20 protein-coding genes are annotated in these 25563 nt (G+C 42.6%); 6 read left to right on the top strand and 14 right to left on the bottom strand.

Going from position 1 to position 25563, the window contains the following annotated elements:
* The 3 genes from AC1U9U_RS07420 to AC1U9U_RS07430 form a co-directional block, all read right to left on the bottom strand.
* Window positions 1-624: DNA translocase FtsK 4TM domain-containing protein (locus AC1U9U_RS07420; protein ID WP_479959916.1), on the bottom strand; the 624-nt coding region annotated here is incomplete at its 3' end.
* Window positions 625-804: 180 nt separating this feature from the next.
* On the bottom strand, window positions 805-1494 hold the full coding sequence (locus tag AC1U9U_RS07425; RefSeq protein ID WP_479959917.1) for a ClpP family protease: 690 nt from the start codon (window positions 1492-1494) through the stop codon (window positions 805-807).
* 89 nt (window positions 1495-1583) lie between these two features.
* Window positions 1584-1916 carry a hypothetical protein gene (locus AC1U9U_RS07430; protein ID WP_479959918.1) on the bottom strand — a complete coding sequence of 111 codons (333 nt, stop codon included), beginning with the start codon at window positions 1914-1916 and terminating at the stop codon, window positions 1584-1586.
* A 175-nt stretch (window positions 1917-2091) separates the two neighbouring features.
* Here AC1U9U_RS07430 and AC1U9U_RS07435 point away from each other — a divergent pair, with 175 nt between their 5' ends.
* The gene (locus AC1U9U_RS07435; RefSeq protein WP_479959919.1) at window positions 2092-3648 is read left to right on the top strand and encodes an ABC-F family ATP-binding cassette domain-containing protein; all 1557 of its coding nucleotides are present in this window, start codon (window positions 2092-2094) and stop codon (window positions 3646-3648) included.
* Between the two features lie 69 nt (window positions 3649-3717).
* Here AC1U9U_RS07435 and trmB read toward each other — a convergent pair whose 3' ends face one another.
* Window positions 3718-4356 carry a tRNA (guanosine(46)-N7)-methyltransferase TrmB gene (trmB, locus tag AC1U9U_RS07440; protein WP_479959920.1) on the bottom strand — a complete coding sequence of 213 codons (639 nt, stop codon included), beginning with the start codon at window positions 4354-4356 and terminating at the stop codon, window positions 3718-3720.
* Window positions 4357-4477: 121 nt separating this feature from the next.
* Between trmB and AC1U9U_RS07445 the strand changes: the two genes are divergently transcribed.
* Both AC1U9U_RS07445 and glk read left to right on the top strand, forming a co-directional pair.
* Complete coding sequence (locus AC1U9U_RS07445; protein ID WP_479959921.1) at window positions 4478-5875, top strand: MFS transporter; 1398 nt, start codon at window positions 4478-4480, stop codon at window positions 5873-5875.
* Window positions 5876-6117: 242 nt separating this feature from the next.
* Window positions 6118-7191 (top strand): glucokinase, encoded by a 1074-nt coding sequence (gene glk / locus AC1U9U_RS07450; protein WP_479959922.1) that lies wholly within the window; start codon window positions 6118-6120, stop codon window positions 7189-7191.
* Between the two features lie 7 nt (window positions 7192-7198).
* Here the strand turns inward: glk and AC1U9U_RS07455 are convergent, their stop codons facing one another.
* The 7 genes from AC1U9U_RS07455 to glgB form a co-directional block, all read right to left on the bottom strand.
* Window positions 7199-8794, bottom strand: coding sequence for a glucose-6-phosphate isomerase (locus tag AC1U9U_RS07455; RefSeq protein ID WP_479959935.1), 1596 nt, complete (start codon window positions 8792-8794; stop codon window positions 7199-7201).
* 39 nt (window positions 8795-8833) lie between these two features.
* On the bottom strand, window positions 8834-12502 hold the full coding sequence (malQ, locus tag AC1U9U_RS07460; RefSeq protein ID WP_479959923.1) for a 4-alpha-glucanotransferase: 3669 nt from the start codon (window positions 12500-12502) through the stop codon (window positions 8834-8836).
* A gap of 19 nt (window positions 12503-12521) precedes the next feature.
* Window positions 12522-13922, bottom strand: a complete 1401-nt coding sequence (gene glgA / locus AC1U9U_RS07465) for a glycogen synthase GlgA (RefSeq protein ID WP_479959924.1) — start codon at window positions 13920-13922, stop codon at window positions 12522-12524.
* A gap of 99 nt (window positions 13923-14021) precedes the next feature.
* Window positions 14022-15137 (bottom strand): glucose-1-phosphate adenylyltransferase subunit GlgD, encoded by a 1116-nt coding sequence (gene glgD / locus AC1U9U_RS07470; RefSeq protein ID WP_479959925.1) that lies wholly within the window; start codon window positions 15135-15137, stop codon window positions 14022-14024.
* Complete coding sequence (locus AC1U9U_RS07475) at window positions 15134-16348, bottom strand: glucose-1-phosphate adenylyltransferase (protein WP_479959926.1); 1215 nt, start codon at window positions 16346-16348, stop codon at window positions 15134-15136. The genes glgD and AC1U9U_RS07475 overlap by 4 nt, the downstream gene beginning before the upstream one ends.
* A gap of 18 nt (window positions 16349-16366) precedes the next feature.
* Complete coding sequence (locus tag AC1U9U_RS07480; protein ID WP_479959927.1) at window positions 16367-18799, bottom strand: glycogen/starch/alpha-glucan phosphorylase; 2433 nt, start codon at window positions 18797-18799, stop codon at window positions 16367-16369.
* A 56-nt stretch (window positions 18800-18855) separates the two neighbouring features.
* Window positions 18856-20757, bottom strand: coding sequence for a 1,4-alpha-glucan branching protein GlgB (glgB, locus tag AC1U9U_RS07485; RefSeq protein ID WP_479959928.1), 1902 nt, complete (start codon window positions 20755-20757; stop codon window positions 18856-18858).
* A gap of 243 nt (window positions 20758-21000) precedes the next feature.
* Between glgB and AC1U9U_RS07490 the strand changes: the two genes are divergently transcribed.
* The gene (locus tag AC1U9U_RS07490) at window positions 21001-21525 is read left to right on the top strand and encodes a CarD family transcriptional regulator (RefSeq protein ID WP_479959929.1); all 525 of its coding nucleotides are present in this window, start codon (window positions 21001-21003) and stop codon (window positions 21523-21525) included.
* Window positions 21526-21686: 161 nt separating this feature from the next.
* On the opposite strand, the gene AC1U9U_RS07495 is transcribed toward AC1U9U_RS07490, so the two are convergent.
* Together AC1U9U_RS07495 and AC1U9U_RS07500 are read right to left on the bottom strand one after the other, a co-directional pair.
* A complete protein-coding gene (locus tag AC1U9U_RS07495; protein WP_479959930.1) occupies window positions 21687-21932 on the bottom strand; it encodes a hypothetical protein in 246 nt (81 codons plus the stop codon).
* Between the two features lie 328 nt (window positions 21933-22260).
* On the bottom strand, window positions 22261-23100 hold the full coding sequence (locus AC1U9U_RS07500) for a prenyltransferase/squalene oxidase repeat-containing protein (RefSeq protein ID WP_479959931.1): 840 nt from the start codon (window positions 23098-23100) through the stop codon (window positions 22261-22263).
* Between the two features lie 193 nt (window positions 23101-23293).
* On the opposite strand from AC1U9U_RS07500, the gene AC1U9U_RS07505 reads away from it, so the two are divergent.
* Both AC1U9U_RS07505 and AC1U9U_RS07510 read left to right on the top strand, forming a co-directional pair.
* Window positions 23294-23524, top strand: a complete 231-nt coding sequence (locus AC1U9U_RS07505) for a hypothetical protein (RefSeq protein ID WP_479959932.1) — start codon at window positions 23294-23296, stop codon at window positions 23522-23524.
* The gene (locus AC1U9U_RS07510) at window positions 23521-23856 is read left to right on the top strand and encodes a type II toxin-antitoxin system PemK/MazF family toxin (protein ID WP_479959933.1); all 336 of its coding nucleotides are present in this window, start codon (window positions 23521-23523) and stop codon (window positions 23854-23856) included. The genes AC1U9U_RS07505 and AC1U9U_RS07510 overlap by 4 nt, the downstream gene beginning before the upstream one ends.
* A 994-nt stretch (window positions 23857-24850) precedes the next feature.
* Here the strand turns inward: AC1U9U_RS07510 and AC1U9U_RS07515 are convergent.
* The coding region (locus AC1U9U_RS07515; RefSeq protein ID WP_479959934.1) for an LTA synthase family protein at window positions 24851-25563 on the bottom strand (713 nt) is incomplete at its 5' end.

The following is a 25563-nucleotide window of genomic DNA, read 5'->3' on the forward strand; positions in this document are numbered from 1 at the left end:
AAACTTTCCTTCTTCACCTTCCTCAGAATCTTGGATCACATAGATGAAATCCTCCACTTGGTTTTTAACCCAGCGTCCCGATTCTTTGCCAGCCTTATGGAACTGTTGAATTCCACCGATCAAGGAACGATTTGTCACCAGTAAAGCCCCAATTAATGCTGTAACGATAAGAACAACATATCCTCCGGAAACTCCTACCGAGCTCTTCAATACTACCGCTATTAAAGCTCCTACAAATCCCCCGCCATGGCCCATTTTACCTTCAGCCAGGAAGTTCTCATTATTATAGGATTCAATACCCGGAAGTTGAAAATGCAATATTCCCTCTAGGGTTACCCATAAAATAATAACTCCGATAGTTCTCCACTTATTGTTAATATGCTTGCGGTTCATATAGGCAATTCCCCATGCCCCCAACATCAGAAGCAACCAAACGCGACCGCTACCGGCAAAAATTGTTAAGCCTTCTTTTATCTTGCCGCCTATAAAACCACTGTTCCCCGAATAGTTGGTAACCAGACCTAAAACCGCCAAGCCTAAAGCTAGGATACCAATAACTTCGTGGCGAACCGTGTCCTTAAGGAGGCCTTTTTTCTTAACTGTAGCTTTTTTCTTCTTAGCCAAAAAACATCCCTCACATCAAGCTTATACTAGAAAGACAGTGTCACATGACTCATTTCTACGTTAAGGAATTTTTTTCCTCTAATTGCTTAAAAGTTTCTCTTTAACTCTGCCCGTAGTTGGTCATCTATAAATTATAACAAAGAAATCAAAAAAAATCGGCCCTTAAGCCGATTTTTAAAATTAACCCTCTCGTTTCTCCGCAATAAGCTGATTCAACTCCTTATAAGCTTCCTTCAAACCGCCTACCGCACCGATTAATCCAATATCCACTGCATCCTGCCCAATTAAAATTGTACCGATATCCTGGGCCAATTCCCCCGTAGCGAACATAAGCTTTTTCAGGTTTTCCTCACTGATTTTTGAATGCTGTAAAATGAACCGATTGATTCGTTCCTGCATTTTCTGCAGATATTCGAACTGCTGATGGCCATTTATCACTAGCCCTGTATAACGAATGGGATGCAAAGTCATGGTACCGGTAGGGGTAATAAAGCTGCGCTCACAGCTTACGGCAATCGGAATACCGATACTATGTCCTCCTCCAAGAACGATAGAAACGCTAGGCTTACTCAAGCTGCTGACCAACTCGGAAATAGCTAGCCCTGCTTCCACATCCCCTCCGGCTGTATTTAAAATAAGCAATATTCCCTCAATCTTCGGATTCTGCTCAACGGCAACCAGCTGCGGAATAACATGCTCATATTTGGTAGCTTTGGATTGGGCGGGAAGGACTTGATGGCCTTCGATCTGACCCACAACGGTCAAACAATAAATATTTTCCACCGGTTCCGGGATACGGATCTGGCCTATTTCTTTTAAACTTTCGACCTTAGCGTTTGCTTGTTCTTCACTTTCATTATTATGACTCACGTGGTGCACTCCTTCCAATAACCTTCTGCATTGCCAAACCTTTTACTATTATGGAGATTTACTTATAAAATAATGCAGGTTGCTTATTTCTACTTTGCATATTTTCTGATGAGGATAATCCATGATCGGTGATTTAAATCATGAACCAAGGATGAGCTTACTCTGCCATAACGTCTTAACCGCTTAGATATTCTGCCACCAAGGTGTTGACCAATAAAATAAGCGGCAAAAAAGCAGATTAAGGTCAAGCCTAACCAATAATAATCAAACTGATGACGAAGGTAAGCTACACAAGGAACCGGAAGGTGAATAGCCAAAAACCATTGCACAGAGAACTTCTTTACATTAGCCCGCCAATAACCAAATAAGATATTGATTAAAATGATAAAAACCAACACCGCAATAAAAATGAACACCCACATCCCTCCCCTCTTTAACCATATGTAGCTTTTCCATAATCAATAATCAAAAATAGGAGAATCGACAACACAAATGTATCTAAGAATAATCCTTTGACATCTATCCAAGGTTTTTTTAAGATATAGAAGAGTCTGCTTATATACATCGATATTTTGGTTTGAATAGAGGGGTTTAGCAATGAGTATTTTGAATGTGGAGAATGTGAATCATGGCTTTGGTGGTCGTCAGATTCTTGAGAATACCACCTTTCGCCTCCTCAAGGGAGAGCATGTTGGCTTAGTGGGGGCTAATGGCGAAGGTAAATCAACCTTTCTCGATATTATTACCGGTAAATTGATTCCAGATGAAGGCAAAGTGGAATGGTCCAATCGAGTTTCTGTAGGCTACCTTGATCAGCATACTGTATTAACTAAAGGCAAAACAATTCGCGATGTACTCAAGGAAGCCTTCCAAAAGATGTTTGAGCTAGAAGCGGAAATGTTAGAACTATATAATCGCATGGCCGAAGCTACCGAGGAACAAATGGACAAAATGATGGAAGATGTGGGCGAGATCCAAACCATCTTAGAGCATAATGGATTCTATATGATTGATGCGAAGATCGAAGAAGTGGCCAACGGTTTAGGCTTAGGAGAAATAGGCTTAGATAAAGATGTTGCTGATCTAAGCGGTGGTCAACGGACGAAGGTTCTCTTGACCAAACTTTTGCTGCAAAAACCTACCATCTTAATATTAGACGAACCCACTAACTATTTGGATACAGAGCATATTATTTGGTTAAGCAATTATCTAAAGAACTATGAAAATGCTTTTATACTTGTATCACATGATATCCCCTTTTTGAATGAAGTGGTAAACGTAATCTACCATGTTGAAAATGCCGAATTGACCCGTTACACGGGAAATTACGAACAATTCAGGCAGCTTTATCAGGTGAAGAAAGATCAAGAGTTAAAAGCTTACGAAAAGCAGCAAAAAGAAGTAGACCGCTTGGAAGACTTCATCGCCCGCAACAAAGCCCGTATCTCCACCACAGGGCGTGCCAAAAGCCGCCAAAAACAACTGGATAAAATGGAGATCCTGGAAAAGCCTAAGGAGAAAATTAAGCCTGAACTTCGCTTTAAAGAGGCTCGAACTCCCGGCCGGGTTATATTTGAAGCTAAAGATCTAGTCTTAGGCTATACGGAACCCTTAACCCGCCCCCTCAATCTTAAACTTGAGCGAGGGGAAAAAGTGGCCATCCGTGGAGTCAATGGTTTGGGTAAGACAACCTTGCTCAAAACCCTCCTTGGCATTATTCCTTCCATCAGCGGAGACATTATTTTAGGAGACTATCTATATCCTGGCTATTTTGAACAAGAATCCAGCCGCGGCAACACTAATACTCCCATCGAAGAAATCTGGCAAGAGTTCCCGGGCCTTACTAACTACGAAGTCCGCCAAGCCTTAGCCAAGTGCGGACTAACTAATGAGCATATCTCCAATAAAATGATGGTCTTAAGCGGTGGGGAAAGCGCCAAGGTACGCCTTTGCAAGTTAATGTTGAAAGATATTAATTTCCTGGTCCTAGACGAACCTACCAATCACCTAGATATAGATGCTAAAGAAGAACTTAAAAAGGCCATCAAAGACTTTAAGGGAACCGTCCTTTTAGTCTCTCACGACCCTGACTTTTACAGCGATTGGGTCAGTGATATTTGGAATCTCGAGCAATGGACTACGAAAATCGTGTAATAGATAAAACACCCCTGTTCATAATTAATATGAATAGGGGTGTCTTTTTTCAAATCTCTTTGCTTGAATTTACTTAACTACTTCTAATATGGCGAATTTAATCGGAATACCCTGTTCGCTAAACTTCTCTTCATACTCCGTCATGATATTATCCAGAAAACCACTCTGATGAAGGTCTAAGGTCTTAAAATTTTCCATAAGTCCTTCACTTTCAAAGTACTTTAAACTATCTTTGAACAATCCATCATCATCAGATTTAAACCATATTCTTGAATGATCTTTCATAATCTTTTTATAGACCTTTAAGAAATCGGGATGCGTCAATCTTTTCCGATGATGCCTTCGACTGGGCCAAGGATTACAAAAATTAATATAGATTTTATCTATTTCATCCGTATCAAAAATTTCGTCAAGTTTTCCTATGTTCGTCGGAACGATCTTCACATTTGTTAATCCTTTTTCATTAATCTTACGCAATGCTTTAACTAAGACTTCATCGTAGAGATCAATAGCAATATAATTAATATCGCTGTTCTGCTCCGCACACCGACTGATGAATCGTCCTCGTCCACATCCTAATTCTAAATGAATAGGGTAATTGTTATTAAACACTTCATGCCATTTCCCCTTAAAATCACCGGGATTATAAATTACTTTGGGGTCCTTTTCCAACTCAGGCCTAGCCCAAGCTTTGCGTCTTAATCTCATATAGCTCTCCTTAAAATATTAGCTAAATAAATATTATATCAGTAAAATTTCTAATAGGATATTCTAAATACTTGTCGTATTAAGTATTTAGATCTATAAATGATTAAAAAGGAGTATATTTATGACCTACAGCAAAGAATTTATCCGCACCACTATGATCATCTGTGTTTTAACTTCATTTATTGCACCCTTCATGGTTAACTCTGTAAACATTGCCATTCCCTCCATTTCTCTTGATTATGGCGGGACTCAATTGCAGCTAAATTGGGTAGTAACTGGCTATTTGCTTTCCAGTGCAGCCCTATCCTTACCCTTCGGACGGTTAGCCGATATTGTAGGTCGAAAAAAACTTTTTCTGTACGGAATTGGGTTATTTGGCTTAAGTTCCTTAGGCTGTAGTCTTGCTTTTTCCTTAAATTCTCTAATATTTTTTCGTTTCCTGCAAGGAATCTCCAATGCCATGGTCACCGGTACGGCAATGGCTATCCTAACATCTGTTGTTCCTCCCCAAAATCGCGGTAGAGCCTTGGGAATTACTTCCGCTGCGGTATATATCGGGCTTTCCCTGGGTCCTGTCTTAGGCGGTTTTATCGTTAAGGTGATTAGCTGGCGGGGAATCTTTGTATTTGGATTTGTGGTCGACATGATCATCCTAACCCTCATCCTTACGCGACTTACCGGAGAATGGAAAGTAGCGGAAGGCGAGGCCTTTGATTATCAAGGAACAGCCCTTTGGTCAACAGGGTTAGCTTTGCTGCTCCTGGCCTTATCGAACTTAAGCCTTAGCCCCATCTATCTTCTGGTCTTAGCTGTAGGTATAGTCCTTTTGCTCTTCTTTATTCGTTGGGAATTGAAATCTCAGTCCCCGATTTTTGCAATTCGGGTCTTTGCTAAAAATACCACCTTTATCTTTTCCAATCTAGCTACAGTTATCAATTATAGCGCTACCTTTGCCTTAAGCTATCTGCTATCTTTATATCTCCAACTTATCTTAGGTTTAGATAGCTCCATATCCGGAGTTATCCTGCTCTCCCAACCAGTCCTTATGGCTATTCTGTCTCCTTTTGCCGGGCGGCTATCCGATAAAATCCAGCCGCAAATCTTATCCTCCATCGGCATGGCCATAACTACCGTAGGGCTTTTCTTCATTATCTTACTTAAATCCACTACCCCAATCGTGTTGATTATTGCCAATCTAATCTTTATCGGCATCGGGTTCGGTCTTTTTTCCTCACCCAATACCAATGCCATCATGAGTTCCGTAGAAAAGCGCTATTATTCAATTGCTTCCTCCACTTTAGGGACCATGAGGCTATTAGGACAAACCTTCAGCATGGCTACAGTATCCCTGATTACCTCTACCTTCATCGGGAATATCAGCTTAAATTCCAACGAGTATCACCTTGCCTTTATGACCAGCTTCAAGATTTCTTTCATCGTCTTTACTGTACTCTGTCTGCTGGGTGTTTTTGCCTCCTTGGCAAGAGGAAAAGTCACGGAAGCTAATTCACCTAATTAAAAATGCAGCCAAGGACTTGCCTTGGTCAGCACCCACGAAAAACCCTGGTTACTCTTTCGAGCGACCAGGGTTCTCAAATTGTCGAATTTTGAGGGGGTCTAACCCCGTTCTCCGTTCCACTAGAAGGGCCTATTCTTTCCTTGAAGTTGTCATATCACCTACCTTCTATTGACGTGATACTTCCTTTAGTCATAATATCTTAATATCAATATCCTATAGGGAATGATTCGAGGTGAATCATCTTGCTTGGTAACCCAAAGAAAAAAGATCAACCCTTATTCCTGGCGGGAGATATTGGGGGGACCAAAACTCTCTTGGCACTGTATACACTCAATGATCTTGAACTCACCCTCATCCGGGAAACAAAAATAGCCAGTGAAGACTGGCAAGACCTAACTCCTTTGCTTCAATCTTTTTTAGCCGAAAATAGCTTCTCCCCTGAAGATATTTCAGCCGGATGCCTTAGTTTGGCAGGCCCCATAACTGAGAAACAGTGTTTCCTGACTAACTTAAATCGGACCATAGATTTTAAGCTCTTACAGTCCACCTTGAATTTTAAAACTCCTCTTCTCTTTGTCAACGACCTAGAGGCCATGGGACATGGACTTAAGGCCTTAGCGACCGAAGATTTACTTTGTCTTAACCCCGCTGCCAACAATGCTGCCGACAATCAGAATTTCCATCACGATGATACATCACTGAACCGGGCGCTTATCGCCCCCGGAACCGGCTTAGGGGTCGCTCTGATCATGAACGGCAATCAGGTTTATCCTACTGAAGCCGGACACGCTGATTTTGCCCCTCGTACTGAAAGGGAAATAGGGTTGTGGCGTTTTTTAGCCAAGGAATTTGGTCATGTCAGCTATGAAAGAATTCTATCCGGTTCAGGACTTGCTAACATCTACCGTTTCCTCAGCCAGCAAAAAAAATCCGACTTCGCCGTGCTTAGGGAAAGCAAAACTGTTAATTCTCCTTGTGCTCCCGCCCAGTCGGCCCCTTCTCCCGCTGAGATTACAAAAAAAGCCCTAGCCGGAATCTGTCCAATCTGCACAGAAACCCTAGAGCTCTTTGTTAATATTTTGGGTGCTGAAGCGGGGAACCTTGCTTTGCGAAGTTTAGCCTCGGGAGGAATATATCTGGGCGGAGGAATTCCGCCCAAGATCCTACCTAAACTTCAAGAACCATTCTTCCTAGAATCCTTTTCTGCCAAAGGCCGTTTTCAGGATTACCTTGCCCAAATACCGGTGTATGTAATATTAAATGAACGGGTTGCCCTACTCGGAGCCGCCCTGTTTGCTCGAGAATCCTCAATCTAGGAAACTCCTATGCCTTTTCCATATAGTACTTATCATCAAGGATATTTTCACCTGGATCTATCTTTACCCCATGGTCCTGATTCGCAGTTAAGTGCCGAAGAATTTTAAAGATCATTTCCTCCTGCTCTTTCTCCCCGATTGCCGTGGCAATTTCCGAGACCGAATAGGGAATCCCTAAATGGTTTTGCAAAAACTCTAATAGCTTATTCTTAATCCCTATGGCCTCTCCCGCCACCTTTTTCCCCATTTCCACCGCCGGCTGATTATAGGCATTGACACCGACTAACAGTGCATAAATACTTACCGCTCGTTCGAATAGGGCAATCAATACTCCGATAGTATAGGCGTTGATATCCTTCACCGTTATGGTGATGGATTCACGCCCTTTTTTCGTTAAAGCCTCACGGGTACCGAGCAGAAAAGCTTGCAGATAATCACCGCAGGTACTATTATCCGCTAGAATTGAAGAAATTCCTTGGCGATCTTTTAAGACCTCAATGAAAGTGATAAAGAAATTACTCGGTCCTTCAAGAAGCTGCTGAAGATAAGAATGTTGGTCAGTAGAACCCTTGTTACCGTAGACAGTTAGACCTTGATGAACGATTTCTCCCTGAAGATTCTTTTCCTTGCCAAGTGATTCCATAATTAATTGCTGTAGGTATTTAGTAAAGAGTTCAAGCCGGTCCTTGTAGGGAAGCACAACCATTTCCTTGCCTCCCTTTCCCTGAGTTGCATAATACCACATTAAAGCCAGAAGAGCTGCCGGATTACGCCGGGTATCTGTGGAGCGTGTGCGTTCATCACAGTCCTTGGCTCCCTGCAAAAGCTCTGAAATATCAATCCCTTGCAAGGCAAGGGGAAGCAACCCCACCGCAGAAAGAAGGGAGGTCCTGCCCCCGACCCAATCCCACATGGGGAAAGCTTTTAGCCAGCCCTCACTTTGGCAAGTCTGAGCCAGCGTGCTCCCTTGTTGGGTAATCGCCACAGCATGCTTTGCAAAGGAAAGGCCTTGCTCTTGATAGCGCCGTTTTACCTCTAACATGCCATTGCGGGTGTCAATAGTGCCACCGCTTTTGGAGATGACAATACACAGGGTGCTCTCCAGTACATCGCCGATTTTCCTTAAGGTACGATCAATTCCATCGGGATCGGTATTATCAATTAGGTAAACCCTCATTTTATCCTGGGAAGACCCAAGGGCATCAGCTACAAAACGTGGGCCCAGACTTGAACCCCCGATTCCAATAAGAAGCAGATTGGCAAAGGGTTTTCCTGATTCCCCGGTAATAATTCCTTTATGGATTTGGTCGACAAAACAAATAATGTTTGTCAAGGTCCCTCTGATTTCAGCCGCAATCGCTTGAGCCGGCGCAAGATCCGGGTTGCGCAACCAGTAATGCCCCACCATCCGCCCTTCATCGGGGTTAGCTATCGAGCCCTTTTCTAACTGTTCAAGCTCACGATAAACCTTTTTCATCGGTTCCGTCAGCTCAGCCGGAAATTCATCTGGGAAATTCATCCGACTTATATCTAAAAACAACCCTAAATCTTGATCGTAAAATAAATACTTTTGAAATCGCTCCCAAGACGATATGATAACCAGCTCCTCTTTCAATTGCCCATAGGTATAACTAGTGTAAATCTAAATACCTGCCCGGCCATATTTTTTTGCTAAGCTTCTTAACTCAGCACAAATATTCTCAGCTAGACTTAATTTTTCCACACGCCACTGCCAATTTCCTTCTATAGTACCAGGAATATTCATTCGTGTCTTGGCATCAAGCTTTAAAATGTCCTGTAGGGGCAGAATTACCCAGGCTGCCGGACTTTGATACAGGTCTTCGATGCTCTTTTCAACTAGTTTAAGCGCATCTTCAAGTCCATATCCCTGAGCCAGATACCAGCCTAATAAAGTGTCATTATCATGGGTTCCGGAGTAATAAACTACTTCTACGTTCTCCATTTCCCCATAATCTCTTTGCCTTGGTTGCTCTAGTTCCTCTAAGGGTGAAAACTGAAGAACCCTCATGCCCGGAAAGCCAAAAATGCACTTTAGAGCATTAACCTCCGGGGTAATGGTACCTAAGTCTTCGGCAATCACCGGTAAAGGGCCGAACTCTTGAATTAGATTTTCAAAAAACCTTTTTCCCGGCCCCTTCAGCCAACGGCCTCGTTCAGCAGTTTCAGAGCCCGCCGGAATCTCCCAATAGGCTGCAAAACCACGAAAATGATCCAGTCGCAGCACATCAAAACGCTGCAAAGCCTGCCCCAGGCGAAGCTTCCACCACTTATAACTCTCTACCGCCAGCTGTTCCCAATCATATAAGGGATTCCCCCAGTTCTGTCCCGTGGGGCTAAAATAATCCGGCGGAACTCCTGCCGAGCTAAGAGGATTGTTTTCCGAGTCCAAAGCAAATATCTTGCGGTTGGCCCAGACATCACAGCTATCATAGGCTACAAAAATCGGCATATCACCAATAATCTTAATCCCTTTACCATTGGCATAGCATTTTAATTTTTGCCATTGATGCTCAAAGGTATATTGAACGAAATAGATATAATCTACTTCCTCACTTGCTTCTTGAGCGAAAAATTCAAGGGCCTTCGAGTCACGCCCCCGATACCTTTTTTCCCACTCGTTCCAAGACAAACCGGGATATTTACCCTTCAAGCTCTTAAATAAGGCATAGTCATGAAGCCACTCCCTATTAGACTTAATGAAAGATCGGTGATTAGTTAAATTCAAATATTCTGAGCAGTCGATACCCTGTTCATTACCTTCATCATTGCCTTCCCACTGATCGAACCCCGCCCCCGGATTGATGACTTTATCTCGAAAGCGGCTATAGGCCAGGCGCAGCAACTTCTCCTTAAATTCCCTAAACCAAAAGAATTCTTGAGAAGTATGGTTATGTTTTGAGTGGTCTTTTGGATACTCCTGGAACCTTGCATACTCTCTCTTTACTTCCTCTTCCGTAAGCAAGCCCTCTTGTATCAAGGAGTCGATGCTGATGAGTAGGGGATTGCCGGCAAAAGCCGATTCGCTCTGATATGGCGAATCACCGACACCTATGGGATTTAACGGAAGGACCTGCCACAAGCTTTGTCCTGACCGGTCCAGGAAATCTACAAACTCATAGGCTTCCTTACCCAGATCACCGATTCCCCAGGGAGAAGGTAAAGAAGTAATATGCATTAAAATTCCACAGGATCGTCTCATGATCTCCTGCTTAAAGAAGTTTTCCAGCGGAGTTTTCTGGAACAGTAAAGCCTTGCCCGTTAAAGGCGGCATATCTAGCTTCAAGACACTATGGACAGTCTGGGACTCGTTCCCAGACTGTAAACATTCCTGTGTACTATCCTTAAATCCTTGTAGTGTAACTTCGCTGTCAGGATCCCTAAATCTAAAATTCTTACTAAAAACCACTTCCCCCGCAATAATATCGATTACCTGACTTATACCGGGTGCAAGCTTTAACTGGACTTCTTTAGCCTCCTGAACACTGCGGTTGACGATAATAACCATTTCTTCCTCTTCCCCGGAGCGTTTTAAAGCATAAACATCCTTTGCCATTGGCCATGAAGAAAATTCCCCGGTTTGCAATATTTTATATTCCCGACGATAGTAGAGGGCTCGTTTAAACCACTCAAGAATCTGAAGATCTATTTTTCCCCAAGGGTAGGTCCCCCGATTGTAAGGATCAGAATATCCTTCCATTCCCGCTTCATCACCATAATAAAGACAAGGAACCCCAGGAAAACTCATCTGAATTAATGTAAAGAGCTTCAAGCGTTGGACCCCTAACCAGCGTTGATGAGGGGCTAAACAAAAGCTTTCTTGTTCGTAGACAGATAATTCCTCAGAGGGCGGAGCTTCTCCCAGTAAAGTTAAAATCCGCGCCCGGTCATGACTGCCAATTAAGTTCATTGCTCCAAGGAAATTTTCCCGGGGGTAGTTTTCATAGAGACTCATAACTCGTAAGTGTACCCGGTTAGCATCTATTTGTCCTAAAAAAAACTTCAGAAAAATCTCACGAAAAGGATAGTTCATAGTCCCATCCAATTCTGCACCCCAAAAATACTGCCGCAATTGACCATGACTAATTTTGTTAGTGGGGTCCTCCCATACCTCACCAATAAGAATTGCCTCGGGATCTATTGCTTTCATGGTCCGACGAAACTCTTGGATAAACTCATCCGGTAGTTCATCCGCTACATCCAAACGCCAACCCTTGATCCCTTTTTTCATCCATGTCTGCAAAACCCCTTGGGGGGAGTTAATGATAAATTCCCGATAAGCCGGTTCCATTTCGTTAATTTCCGGCAGGGACCTAACACCCCACCAACAGGAAAAATCCCCCTCCCCTTTCCACTTATACCAAGCATAGTAAGGAGAAGCAGCAGATTGATAAGCACCTAAACCAGGGTAGTTCCCATAACGATTAAAGTAAATACTGTCATCCCCCGTATGACTAAAAACCCCATCTAAAATTATGGATATTCCTAGGCGTGTCGCCTCTTTCACCAATGTGGCAAAAATATTTTCATCTCCATACATAGGGTCCAAACTGAGATAATCTCCCGTATCATATTTATGGTTGCTAGTGGAAGTAAAGATAGGATTAAAGTAAATAATGCTGATCCCCAATTCTTTTAAATAGGGCAGTTTTTTCAGAACTCCTAAGAGATTACCTCCGAAAAAGTCCCAACGGACAACCTCACCCTTCTCATTCTTGATATAAAAGGGTGTATCCTCCCAGTTCCCGTGAATTAAGGACCTCGGATGGGGATTAAGGACTTTGCCGTCTTCCTCCCCATTAAAGAAGCGGTCTACATAAATTTGGTACATAATTCCCTGAGTATACCAGCTGGGTACATCCATAGGTTTATACACGGTAATTTGATACCCTGGGGGTTCACCACAGCGTAATTCACCCTCTCCCCCCAGCCCGCCTTCATTATTGCCATAGTAATAAAGGATGGAATCAACTTTAAAAATAAAGAAATACCAGACTAGTCCAGGTTCATCCGGTACAACATACTCCGCTTCATATATTTCTCCCCCACCAATATCAATCTCTTTTGGCCCTGAGGGAAATCTAATCAAGTCTATGAATCCAGCTTCCAGCCTAGTCATAGGTAGTAGTACTTCCTTATGCTCCACCCACAGGCGCAAGCAGCACTCTTCTACGGTCAAGTTAGACTGAAGGATTACTCTCAAGCGAATCCTACTCCCACATCTCACCGCCCCAAAGGGACTGCGGAAGAACTCATAGTGAGAATGATGTTTTGCCATTATCTGCACATGCATCTCTCCCGCTTAAAATTTTTCATAGAGGATAATACAAGCTTTCATATACCTTTTGATACTTAGCCGCTGATTGATTCCAACTGAAATCTAAGCCAATGGCGTTTTTTTGGATCTTTAACCAAGTTTGTTTATCCTCTTTAAACAGGTGCACTGCCCGTTGTATTGTGTAAAGAAAGTCATGGGCATTGTAATGGATAAAGGTAAAGCCATTCCCTTCCTCAGTGGCTGGGGAATAGGGTTTAACCGTATCTTTTAGCCCTCCTGTTTCCCGGACAATGGGGATATTCCCATAGGCCATCGCCATCATCTGAGCTATTCCGCAAGGCTCAAACTGTGAGGGCATCAAAAAGATATCCCCACCGGCATAGATAGAATGGGCCAATTCCTCATTATAATATAGCAAGGGTCTTAGGTTAGGATAGCGATCACCAAAGCTTCTCAGTATCTCCTCATAGCGGGCATCCCCGGTACCAAGGATGACCAACTGAATATCCAAAGTCAGAATTTCATCTAATACATGAATGAGTAAATCCAGTCCCTTTTGATCTACCAACCTGGAAACCATCGTAAGCATCGGCACATCCTGACGAATTTCCAAACCAAGCCGCTCCTGCAACTTTTTCTTTTCTTTTGTTTTAGTTATTAAATCTTGTAGATATTCCAAACGGGGAATCCCATTAATAATCCCCAGCAAGGAATCCTGACGCCGGCGGATTACCCCATGCAGCCCTTCCCCATAATATGGATACTGAATCTCCTGGGCATAGGTTGGACTTACGGTAGTTACTTGGTCGCTATAAATGATACCGCCCTTCATAAAATTGATGCCACCGTGAAACTCCAGTTTTTCCGGGGTAAAATAATCCCAACCTAGGCCAAGTACATCCGTCAAGATCTCTTTCGCAAAAACTCCTTGGTATTTTAGATTATGGATAGTAAAAAGGGTCTTGATATTGTAATACAAAGTATCCCGTCTATAAAATGCCTTTAGGAATAGAGGGATCAGTGCCGTATGCCAGTCATGACAATGAATTATGTCCGGTTTAAACTCCGGTAAGTAGCGAATACTTTCTAGAACAGCCCGGCAAAAAAAGGCATACTGTTCTCCTTCATCACTGTCCCCATAGCATTTAGATCGGCTGAAATAAAATTCGTTATCGATAAAGTAGTAATGAATACCTTGATACTCTAACGTTCCTAAACCACAATAGAGGTCTCGCCAAGCCAGTGGTACCCGAAACCTTTCAATAAGCTTCATGTCTTGCCGATAAACATGGGAAATACCACTATACTTGGGGAGAATAACCCGAATTTCCACACCTTGTTCTTGTAAAGCTGGTGGAAGGGAGCCCCCCACCTCACCCAAGCCTCCGGTTTTCATAAAAGGGTCCGCCTCGGTTATGGCAAAAAGGACCTTCATCTACCCACCTCCTCCCTTATAACCTGATAAACAAACCTTAGCCTCGCCGGATCGGCATTGAATTTTTGAAACAAGGGACCTGTCCCCTTGTTTCAAGACCTATATAATGGCTTTTTTGGTAATAACCAAGGGTTTATTTTCCTGGCCTATCAAAACATTCCCTTCGTTTACTTCCACGAATTTATCGAGAATCAGGTTATGTAAGACTGAATTTCTCCCGATGGTGCAATTGGACATAATTACACAGTTTTTCACCTCGCAGCCCTCTTCAATAATGACACCTCTCGAGAGAATTGCCTTTTCCACCTTACCTTCAAGATCACAACCGCTGGAAATCAATGAGTTCTTGACCTGGGCACTTTTCCCGAATTTTGTAGGAGGATTATCTCTGATTTTCGTCCTGATGGGATGAGTGCTTTTAAAAAGGTCTTTTTGGATTTCTTCATTTAATAAAGCAAGATTATTATGAAAATAGTCCTTAACCGAACGAATTCGTCCCACATACCCACCGAAATGATACCCTCTAATCTTGAGACTACCCGTATGCTGGGCAATGATCTCGATTAGTTCAATATTTTCTATGCTGCGATATCCTTCAACGATACGCAGAAGCAGCTCCCGACGAATGACAAAGATATCAATAAAATACTTCCAAGGTGATTCCATCCCGGCTAAGCTACGCTTGGTTAAGGCGGTCACCTGCCCATCCTCTTCTAAGCTTAAATAAACCGGATCCTGTGGTTCCAAAGGACGATCTGATTGATTATACACTAGGGTTATATCCGCGCCGGTTTTCTCATGCTCGATTAGGATCGGTCGATAATCGATGTTAAAAACTTGATCCGAACTACTGATAATTACGTTTTGGGCACAATCCTTTTCCAAAATCTCAATATTCAGGGCAATATCCTTAAGACTAAAGCGCATATCATGCTGACCTAAGCTATGAATCGCCCCAGGCAAGATAAAAAGTCCCCCGGATTTGCGATCAAGAAACCATTCTTTTCCCGCCCCTAAATGGTCAAGCATAGGCCGATATTGCTGGGGCGTGACTAACCCAACCGTACGGATTCCCGAATTAACCATACTGGAAAGAGCGAAATCGAGAAGTCGATAGCGTCCCCCAAAGGGAACGGCAGCAAGCGGGCGATCCAGAGCCAATCCTTGTAAACTGTTTGAGATATTGCCAAAGATTATTCCTATGACACTTTTCACCTTGCCCCCTCCCCCCACAAGTCATCTTTGGTAAGATTTCTTCCCTCACTTATTACCGAACCCGGCGGTATCTGCAAATGATCTTCAATTGCTGTTATACCTTCCTGAGCAGGAACTCCGGCGGCCTTTTCCCCAATCCGGCAATGATCACGCACAAGAGCGTTTTCCCCTAAAATAGTCTTTTTGAGTCCGACATTCTTATGAACCTCGGAATTAGGGAGTAGGATCGAATCCTTGATAATACTCCCTTCACCTACAAACACCCCTGCGGAAATAATGGAGTCCCGGACTTCTCCTAAAATTGTACAGCCATTACCAATGATACTATTGCGAATATTAGCATTAGAACCGATATATTGGGGAGCGAGAATCTCTTCATTAGATAAGATTCGCTTCTTATGTTCAAAGAAGTTTTTGATTTCTATTTCTTTAAGAACTTCCATATTGGCATTATAGTAACTCTCGATAGTGCCCACATCCCGCCAATACCCCTTAAAGAGATAGGAATAGAGCCTCCTGCCTTGTCTAAGGAGACGGGGGATTACATTTTTGCCAAAATCCTTATCCGAATTCACATCCCCTTCGTCTTCAAGAAGAGCTTCTCTAAGAATCTCCCAATTAAAAATGTATACACCCATTGAAGCCAAATTGCTTTGAGGCCGGGCCGGTTTCTCCGCAAACTCGAGAATTCTTCCTTCCTCATCGATGGTCATAATACCAAAACGGAAGGCTTCCTCCCAGTGAACCTCAATAGTGGAAATGGTGACTTCTGCATTCTTCTGCTTATGGAGGTTAAGCATCTCATAATAATCCATCTGATAAATATGGTCACCCGAGAGAATTAAAACGTACTCCGGATTATAGAAATTGATAAAATCCATATTCTGATAGATGGCATTGGCAGTCCCTTTATACCAACTTCCCTGATCATTACCCACAAAGGGCGGGAGGATGTGAACCCCTCCATAGAGATAATCTAAATCCCAAGCGGAACCCATGCCTATATAAGAATTAAGAACAAAAGGTTTGTATTGAGTCAGTACCCCCACTGTATCAATCTGGGAATGAGTGCAATTACTAAGACTAAAATCAATAATTCGGTACTTGCCACCAAAGGACACTGCCGGCTTGGCAATATTACGGGTTAAGCTTCCAAGCCTGCTTCCTTGGCCCCCGGCCAGGAGCATGGCTATACATTCCTTTTTGCGCATAGCACATTCCCCTTTTCATTATTCTAGTCTCCGACAGCGGATTCTCCAGACCTGGTGGGCGTACTCCCGAATCGTTCGATCACTGGCAAAAACCCCCGACTCCGCAATATTATGGAGTGAGGACTGCAGCCACTGCTTCTGGTTTGAATAACGCTGTGCTGCCTTACCAAAAGTTGTCCGATAAGACTCAAAGTCTTTCAATACATAGAACTCATCATTATAAAGCAGGAGAGAGTCATAAATCATGCGGAAATCCCGGGGATTTTGGGTAATATAATCCGAATTGAGCTGTTCCAGGATTCGTTTTATTGAGGGATTAGAATGATATTCGTCCCAGGCTTTATAGGTACGGTTAAGATTGTAGTCAATGACTTCTTCGGCTGTTAAGCCAAAGATGAAGATATGATCATCCCCTACGGCCTCCCGGATCTCCACATTAGCCCCATCCAAGGTTCCTATCGTAAGCGCCCCATTCATCATGAACTTCATATTGCCGGTTCCGGATGCTTCCTTGCTGGCGGTGGAAATCTGCTCACTCAGATCCGCCGCCGGATAGATCTTTTCTGCTAAGGAGACGTTGAAGTTTTCCATAAATATAACTTTTAACTTGTCATTTGCGCGCGGGTCCCGATTGATTTTTTGACCAAGCGAATGAATCAGCTTAATGATGTTTTTAGCATAGTGATACCCAGGTGCCGCTTTACCGCCGAAAATAAAGGTATAAGCACCCTGAAGCCCCGAATCATCCTGAAGCCGATTATATAACTCCATAATTTTCAAGACATTAAGAAGTTGCCGTTTGTAGACATGAATTCGTTTAACATGGACATCGTAAAGAGAATTAGGATCAAGAATAATCCCCTGCTTTTCCTTGACCATTGCCGCCAATCTAAGCTTATTTTGATACTTCACCTTAGCCAATTGTTCAAGGAAGGCGGCATCCTCCTTAAAGGCTTGGAGCTTTTGTAACTCATTGGCATTTACCTTCCAACCGGGCCCGATGGCTTCCGTGATTAATTCAGATAGAGTGGGATTTGCGGTTAAAAGAAAACGCCGATGGTTTACTCCGTTGGTTAAGTTGGTGAACTTATAACTATAAATCCGATGAAAATCTTTGAATACATGCTTTTTGAGAATTTCCGTGTGCAGTCTTGCCACTCCATTTACAGAATGGCTGCCGATGATGGCTAAATTGGTCATCCAGATTTGCCCCTCTTTAATGATGGGCGTGCTTTGAAGCAGCTCCTCACTGTTGAAAAATCGCCTGAGAAGCCTTTCCCGAAAACGCCGGTCAATTTCTTCAATAATCATATAGATTCGTGGCAATAGGTTCTTAAAGAGATCCACCGGCCATTTCTCCAAAGCTTCCGGCATAATGGTATGGTTAGTGTAGGAAACGGCATCAACAGTGATATTCCAGCTTTCCCCCCAGTCCATTCCCTCTTCGTCAATGAGAATCCGCATTAGTTCGGGGATACAAAGAGCGGGGTGAGTATCGTTAATATGGATAGATACCCCTTGAGAAAAGTCTCTTAAAGATCTATTGCTTTTCTTAAAGCTACGAACAATGGCCCCCAATCCCGCTGCGACAAAAAAGTACTCCTGTTTGAGCCTCAGCTCTCTCCCGGCTAAATTACTGTCCTCCGGATAAAGGATGTAGGAAATGGCTTCCACTTCAGACTTGTAACTAAGAGCTTGAGTAAAGTTACCTTGATTGAATAAAGCCAAATCCAGTTCCGATGACAAGGGTTCCGCACTCCAAAGCCTTAAATTATTGATCTGGAAGGGGTTTTCATAGCTAAAAATGGGAATATCATAGGGCACTGCTAAGACAGGTTCATAGTTCTCATGCTGAAAGACCAGCCTGCCCTGGACGCTCTCAGCGCGGACGTTTCCCTTATACTTAACCACAATAGCTTTATCCGGTTTTCTAACCTCCCAGGGATAGCCGTTTTTTAACCAATGATCGGCAACCTCCGTCTGATAACCATCAACGATTTTCTGTTCAAAAAGCCCATACTTATAACGAATGCCATTGCCATGACCGGCAATTCCCATAAAGGCCATTGAATCCAGAAAGCAAGCAGCTAAACGACCCAACCCCCCGTTGCCCAGTCCCGCATCGCTTTCTTGGGCAACAAGCTCTTCTAAGTCAATATTTAACTCACTTAAACCTTCAGAAACGATGTCTTGAACCCCAATGTTGATCAGGTAATTATGTAATAGCTTACCGATAAGAAACTCCATTGAAAAATAGTACACTTGTTTTGCATTTTGCTTTTGAGCTGTCGTATAGTTGGCAAAGGCCCGACAAAGACTGATCTCTTCCTTCAGTAATACTACCAAGGTGTGATATTTATCCCACAGAGTTCCTTCTTCAATTGATTTACCCTTGATCTCGGCGAATTTTTCCAAATAGGCATCTTTAAAGCTATTTTTATCGGAAAACATCCCATACGCTCCTTCTGAAACTTAAGTGTTACCATATCTATTCCTTGTTATAATTATTATGCCAGTACAGGTTTTAAGAGAATTGCTCCTAGTGAAGGTACGCAAATTTCTAGGGAATGGCTGCGGCCATGCCAAGGAATCTGCTCCACTTTCAGCAGCCCTTGGTTAATAAATCCGGACCCGCCAAACTCTTGATCATCTGTATTGAGGATCTCCCGATAGGCTAAAGCCTTGCCCACCCCAAGCCGATACTTTTGATAACCACAGGGTTGAAAATTAATCAATGCTATGATGAATTCCTGGGGTTCTTTTCCCTTACGGCAAAAAACGATGATCCCTTGCTCATGGTTATGAACATCGATCCACTCAAAACCGGACCAATCCAGATCATTTTCCCAGAGAGACTTCTCTTCTAGATAAAGGGAATTTAGCCGTTGACAAAAAAACAGATACTTCTTGTGCATTTCATAATCTAAGAGAAACCAATCCAATTCCCTATCCTCACGCCACTCAATAAATTGAGCAATCTCTCCACCCATAAAAAGCAGCTTCTTACCCGGACAGCCAACCAAATAAGTAGCTAAGGCCCTTAAGCCGGCGAACTTTTGATCATAGCTGCCGGGCAATTTATTCAGAAGGGACTTTTTCCCGTGAACAACTTCATCGTGGGATAAGGGAAGGATAAAGGTTTCGGAAAAGGCGTACATCATGGGGAAGGTTAACAGTTGATGATGATGTTTCCGCTCTTTAAAATCCAAACAGACATAGCGAAGAGTATCATTCATCCAGCCCATATTCCACTTAAAAGAAAACCCTAAGCCACCCTTAGTAATAGGATTAGTGACCCCTTGCCAGTCGGTAGCTTCTTCCGCAATCATCAAAACATCCGGAAAGGACTTGCTCACAACTTCATTAAGACGTTGGAGAAATTGGACCGCTTCCAGGTTTTCTCTTCCACCATAGATATTGGGCTGCCAGGAGCGGCTTTCCCGTCCATAATCCAGGAAGAGCATACTCGTAACCCCGTCTACCCTTAAGCCATCCACATGAAAAACCTCAAACCAGAAGAGGGCATTGGCAATCAAAAAGCTCCATACCTCAGACCGGCCAAAATCAAACTTGTAGGTCCCCCAATGCTCATGTTCTTCTTTTTCATATAGGGCAGTTCCGTCAAAACTGCCTAAACCATGTGCATCCCTGCAGAAATGCCCGGGAACCCAATCCAAGATAACTCCCACTCCGGCCTGATGGCAAAAATCGATCAAAGACATTAGATCACGGGGAGTGCCATAGCGACTGGTACAGGAATAGTACCCCGTTCCCTGGTAGCCCCAAGAGCCGTCATAGGGATGCTCCATCAGAGGTAATATTTCGATATGGGTATAACCCATAGTTTTAACATAATCGATTAATTCCGGAGCTATTTCCCGATAATTAGGAAACAGCCCCCCCTTTCTGTGCTTCCAGGAACCGAGGTGGACTTCGTAAATAAACATAGGCCTAGCCTTAAAATCCAGATCTTTGCGTTCCCTTAACCAAACCTGGTCTCCCCAGGAATAGCCTTCTAAGGGGTAAACTATGGAAGCCGTATTTGGTCTTACTTCAGAGTAAAAGGCGAAAGGATCCGCCTTTAATAACCTTTCTCCGGTTTGAGTAAGGATTTCATACTTGTATATTTCACCCTCATCTAAGTCGGGAATAAACAGCGTCCAGATCCCGTGATTTACCCATTTTCTCATGGGATGGTTGGCACCCTGCCAATTATTAAAATCCCCCACTACCCAAACTTGTTCGGCTTGGGGAGCCCACAGGACAAAATAAGTCCCCCATCTTCCCCGATCTTTGATGATATGAGCCCCGAATTTCCGATAACTATGATAAAGCTCACCGCAATTGAAAAGATACATTTCCTCTTGGGTGAGCAATTCAGCATTTAATTGATTTTTGATCCTAGTCATCTAAAAGCTCCTCTATGTTTTTGGCGACATTATCCTGTTATATTATATCGGGCTTATATTTCCTTTAGAACCAGGCCGTCGCTTGATCATTTGCTTTATCGCCCCATAGATTAGCGCATTTCTGAACAAACTTATAAAAATAGTATTGACATCATATATTAGCTATGATATCATATTAAATTTTACATTCTATGATTTTTGTGTTATAATTTATTTCAGGTAATTTCAATAGGGGGTGGCTCAATGTTTCAAGTGGGTGATAAGGTTCTGTATCCAATGTATGGTGCAGGAATAATCGATTCCATTATAGAAAAAGAGGTCCTAGGTGTTAAGGGACGGTATTACCGCTTGAACATTCCTCATGTCCACATGGAAATTCTGATTCCCATTGGCAAGGCTGAGAATCTAGGTATACGTCAAGTGGTCGATTGTGAGGTCATCGATGATTTGCTTCGCGTTTTCCACCAAGGAAAAACTGATCCAGTAATGTTCGAAAGCAATAACCGTTTCTACCGTGATATCAATAAGAAAAAAATGAAAAGCGGCAATATCTACCAAGAAAGCGAGATCATTCGCTATCTTACCAGAAAAAGCAAGCTCCATAAACTAGGGACAGAAGATAATAATATGCTGCATACGGCCTTCCAGCTTGTAACCAGTGAAATCGTACAAGTAAAAGGCATTGAGATAGAAAAAGCCGCTGAGATGTTACAGGAGGTTGTCGATCAAGCCTTCGAAGAAAAAGAAACCCAAGAAGCTTTAGGTTAATGCCTGCATACACATGCACTAAAGGGAGGATCGCGAGACTACGATTAGCGTAGTCCGCGATCCTCCCTTTAAAATCAATAACATATTGTTTAATTTCGTGTTCCCTCGAAAGGATATTTGGATCGAAGTAAAAAGCAAACCTTCTCGAAACTCCATCTTCATTAGATTGCACCTCGAAAACCAAATATCTGCTTTATCGGCACTTCAATCTTTTCTTTACCTGTATGATATACCAAAATATCATCCTTTGCCCGAACCAACTCACGTGTCGCTTCCTTCTCGTCTTCGAAAGCCTGAATTACTGCCACGTCGTCAATGAATCTTACGTTATTCTCAATATGTGAATCCAGTATTTGAATCTTAACAAAACGTTCAGGATATAACCTTCTGACCTCATTCCATTTCATTAGATTCACCGTCCTCTTACTTTCTAGATAATTCCATTATACCATTTTCTTGTCCAAGAACATCATTAATTTATAAAAGCGCATGGACGCACGCCCCTTGCACCGACTTCTTGTAACGTCCCGAGGAGTCCCGCAGCGTCCCAACCACATGCATCTTTACGAAGTTACGGCAATCCCGTGTTAAATGAAGTTGGTCGCCCCCATACTCAGAAGTCGCCATGGAAGGCGACTCCTCAATTCTCGAAAAGCCATGCAAAATGAGTTAAGTAGGGAGAAGTCAAGTCTGAAATATTTAATCATCACATTATGCTAATACTATGAATACGAGCTATCTCTTTATTTGAAGGTTTTTTAAAATTTCATGATAGCGTATTGTTGCTAATGCACTTGCTTCACCCTTTTTACAGAAAGAAAGCCCGGCCAGTTTTGGAACAATGCGCTCAACCACGATCTGCCCATCCACCATTTTGGATTCCAACGTTTTCAAGGCTTCGAGAAACCGTTTATCCTCCTTTGCCCGGTTATAAAAGGATAAGACATAGACGTATACAAAAAGGTTGTAGTTTCGGAAGGGATATTCAACTTTCATGAATAATGTACCGATTCCATAGTGGCACGGGCCAATGGGTTTCCTGATTGTCCAATGCTCCAGCAAAAAATCCACGGCCTTGTCAATCGCCGGTTCTTTGTTGAGATAGTCGCTAAAGCGGAACGCATTCAGGGCGGTAAGCGTTGGTAAGGGATTTGAATACTCCGTTTCTGGGCCCCGGCCAAAGCTGAATTTATTGCAGCGCCAGCCACCGTCTGTATACTGGATATCTAAAAGATGCTGGAAGGTTTTTTGCAGTTTGGTATCGGAAGCATACCCCATGTGGCAAAGTACATTGGCGGCTTGGATGGTTTGGCATGGGTAAACAGAGCCTTGTGGATACAACTTAAAACGTCCGTCCTCCTGCCAAGTGCTGAGTATTAATTCTGCAGTTTCTTTCAGTAAAGGTTCTGTGGGATCCATGCCCAATTCCAATAAGTACATTACGCTCTCCAAAGTTGAGAATGGCGCTCCTTTTATTAGGCGCTTATCAGGCGTAGTCCAAAGGTCAGCTCCATTATCATGCTTGTGCGACAATATCGCTTCAACATCTGATGCATATTGCTTCTCTACAGCCATTCCTCTCACCCCTCTCAATGGGATCCATGCCCTGATTCATTCTCTGGAGATTTAGACCGAATTTCAAATTATATAAAATCACAGAACCCTCCAAAGTTTAGCTATTAATTCTTTCATATCGGCCAGAAACCTTCTATACTTCAAAAAATGGGCATAATACTTATTGAAACAAACTTATCGGAGATGGTATGATATGGATAAGAAAACCAATCATGAGGAGATGGATAAAATGCCAATACCTCAGAAAAATGAGGAAACAACCTTCACCGACTTCGTAAACAAAAACAAAGAACTTCTCTATAAAATAGCTAGATCCAACACCGTTATTAATGAATCCGGTCTTACAGTTATCCCAAAGGATGATCCTTGGCTTGACGAGAAGGAATGGGATAAAATGTACGAAGACCTAAAAAACAAGAAATGATCATTACCAATGGCGATGTCTGGTTTGCAAAGTTTCCTCTCGAAGAAGATGATTCCGTATTCCGTTCTCGGCCAGTAATAATTCTTGACGTAGAAAACCTTATTGTTCTCGTAGTAAAAGTAACTAAAACGCCTCCTCGTCCCAATGACAAATATGATATTCCTATTAACTATTGGCAATATGCTAACTTGAACTTTAAATCAACTGCGCGAGTATCGAAAACACAGGTATTGAATCATTCGCAACTTGTTTTTAAGATAGGAACACTTCATCCTAGCGATTACACAAATACCCAAAACGCATACATGCAATACATTTCTCAAAACAGTTAAACCACAGGGATCCAAATGGGCGCCCTCTTTTTATTTTAGGACCGGTAAGAGTTAGGCGACGCTGTCTCTCCTCTTGAACTCAATTATTGTAAAACTTTCAGGAAGGGTTGCTGTTACTTCCTCTTGAAGCTCAGCATTAAACAAATCTATTTGCCTTTTTGCGGATAGATTCTGTTTGTCCCTTTGTCCAATAATAGATTTAGTGGATAGTGAGATTTTCACTCTTATTTCTGCATGAACTTGTAGAGTAAAATTGATGTTAAAAACCAAACCAAACCACCGAATATTCCTGTAAAACTAAACCTTTTATCAATAACATAATGTAATATTGTCTGCACTAATGCAAAAGATAATCCACCGTATAAACCAAACTTGATTGGGTTGAGCCTCACTTTATACCCCCTTTGAGTTTTGAAACCGAGACTAGGAGAGAATAAATAATATTTTTCGCAAGCACGAATGTAATGTTGTAAATTCCGTTGGTACAATGTCCAGGTGGGTCTGGAACTAGACCATGGAAATGAAGTAGGCGCCAATCTAATTAAAATCCAATAAATGGCGTAATTGATACGTTTAGCAATCGACTCACAATGAAAATCACACTGTAATACTAAATCATTTAGTTTCAGAACAATGTTTTGACCCCGTTAAATCTTGGAATGAATCCTGCGCGCCATGGACGGCGCGGTCATCGTCCGATTTCGCCTAAACATCTTATTACCGCAATATCAATGCGCCTTATTGTTATTTGCGGAGAGATTTCCGCATGTCATTGCGGTAATCCCAGTTATCTATTCACGTACGCCACTAAGCATATTAGCATATTAGCATATTAGCATATGCATATTGTACAAGCCACGAGCCATCCAATTCCCTAGTACTACAATTCAACGCATTCTTGCAAATTCCTCCAATATTTCAAATATTAGATCATTTATGGCAAAAATATAAGAGGCTGCCTTTTCTGACAGCCCCTTCATTCCTAGCTTTATAATCATTTGCTCTGTGATTCTTGATTTTCTACTACCGACTTTTTATCAAAGTAATTACTTTGGATGATTAAATCAGCAAGGGTTAAGCCCTTCACCGCATGGTCCTCGAACTCTTTGCTGGTGCCCATAAAAGTTCCGTCAGCCAAAACGGCATAATCTCTTTGGGTCGTGATCAGGTTCCGGCCTTGGGCAGTGTTTGCGTACTTTTCTTCTTCTACTCCCATCAAGTAAGCCACCGTTGGCAGAATATCGATTTGTCCGCCTGTGGTCTCGATCACCTTTGAGCCTGATCCTTTTTTATAGATAAGGAACGGAACCTTATGATCATCCTCCATCCACCAGTCCTCCTGGGGCTGGATGCCGGGGAGTTCATCCTTGTAATACTTATGAATCCCTCCGTGATCACCATAAATGACAATCACTGTGTTCTCTAAAAGCCCCTTCTGATCAAGGGATTCTATAAACTTGCCAATCTGCTTATCAGTATAATGCATACTTTGAAAATACCCCCCTAGTTTTGTCCGATCAAACTGAGGATCTATTTCAAGTTCACGATACTCCTTAGGCAGATCAAAGGGTCCATGACTAGTCATAGTGATGATAAAATCATAAAAAGGTTGAGAAGACCGCTCAAGGATAGGAAGCATTTGCCGCAGAAAGCTTTCGTCACTTAAGCCAAGGCCGATTTTTTCATCCATAGTAAAGTCTTTAATAC

It is taken from the genome of Desulfitobacterium sp. (assembly GCF_982384815.1).

Coding starts and splice junctions, on each gene's coding strand:
- AC1U9U_RS07430 (WP_479959918.1), bottom strand. CDS start 1,916: ATGTGGGTGTTCATTTTTATTGCGGTGTTGGTTTTTATCATTTTAATC.
- AC1U9U_RS07500 (WP_479959931.1), bottom strand. CDS start 23,100: ATGGCTGTAGAGAAGCAATATGCATCAGATGTTGAAGCGATATTGTCG.
- AC1U9U_RS07490 (WP_479959929.1), top strand. CDS start 21,001: ATGTTTCAAGTGGGTGATAAGGTTCTGTATCCAATGTATGGTGCAGGA.
- AC1U9U_RS07445 (WP_479959921.1), top strand. CDS start 4,478: ATGACCTACAGCAAAGAATTTATCCGCACCACTATGATCATCTGTGTT.
- glgB (WP_479959928.1), bottom strand. CDS start 20,757: ATGACTAGGATCAAAAATCAATTAAATGCTGAATTGCTCACCCAAGAG.
- malQ (WP_479959923.1), bottom strand. CDS start 12,502: ATGCATGTGCAGATAATGGCAAAACATCATTCTCACTATGAGTTCTTC.
- AC1U9U_RS07510 (WP_479959933.1), top strand. CDS start 23,521: ATGATCATTACCAATGGCGATGTCTGGTTTGCAAAGTTTCCTCTCGAA.
- AC1U9U_RS07475 (WP_479959926.1), bottom strand. CDS start 16,348: ATGCGCAAAAAGGAATGTATAGCCATGCTCCTGGCCGGGGGCCAAGGA.
- AC1U9U_RS07505 (WP_479959932.1), top strand. CDS start 23,294: ATGGATAAGAAAACCAATCATGAGGAGATGGATAAAATGCCAATACCT.
- AC1U9U_RS07495 (WP_479959930.1), bottom strand. CDS start 21,932: ATGAAATGGAATGAGGTCAGAAGGTTATATCCTGAACGTTTTGTTAAG.
- trmB (WP_479959920.1), bottom strand. CDS start 4,356: ATGAGATTAAGACGCAAAGCTTGGGCTAGGCCTGAGTTGGAAAAGGAC.
- glgA (WP_479959924.1), bottom strand. CDS start 13,922: ATGAAGGTCCTTTTTGCCATAACCGAGGCGGACCCTTTTATGAAAACC.
- AC1U9U_RS07480 (WP_479959927.1), bottom strand. CDS start 18,799: ATGTTTTCCGATAAAAATAGCTTTAAAGATGCCTATTTGGAAAAATTC.
- AC1U9U_RS07435 (WP_479959919.1), top strand. CDS start 2,092: ATGAGTATTTTGAATGTGGAGAATGTGAATCATGGCTTTGGTGGTCGT.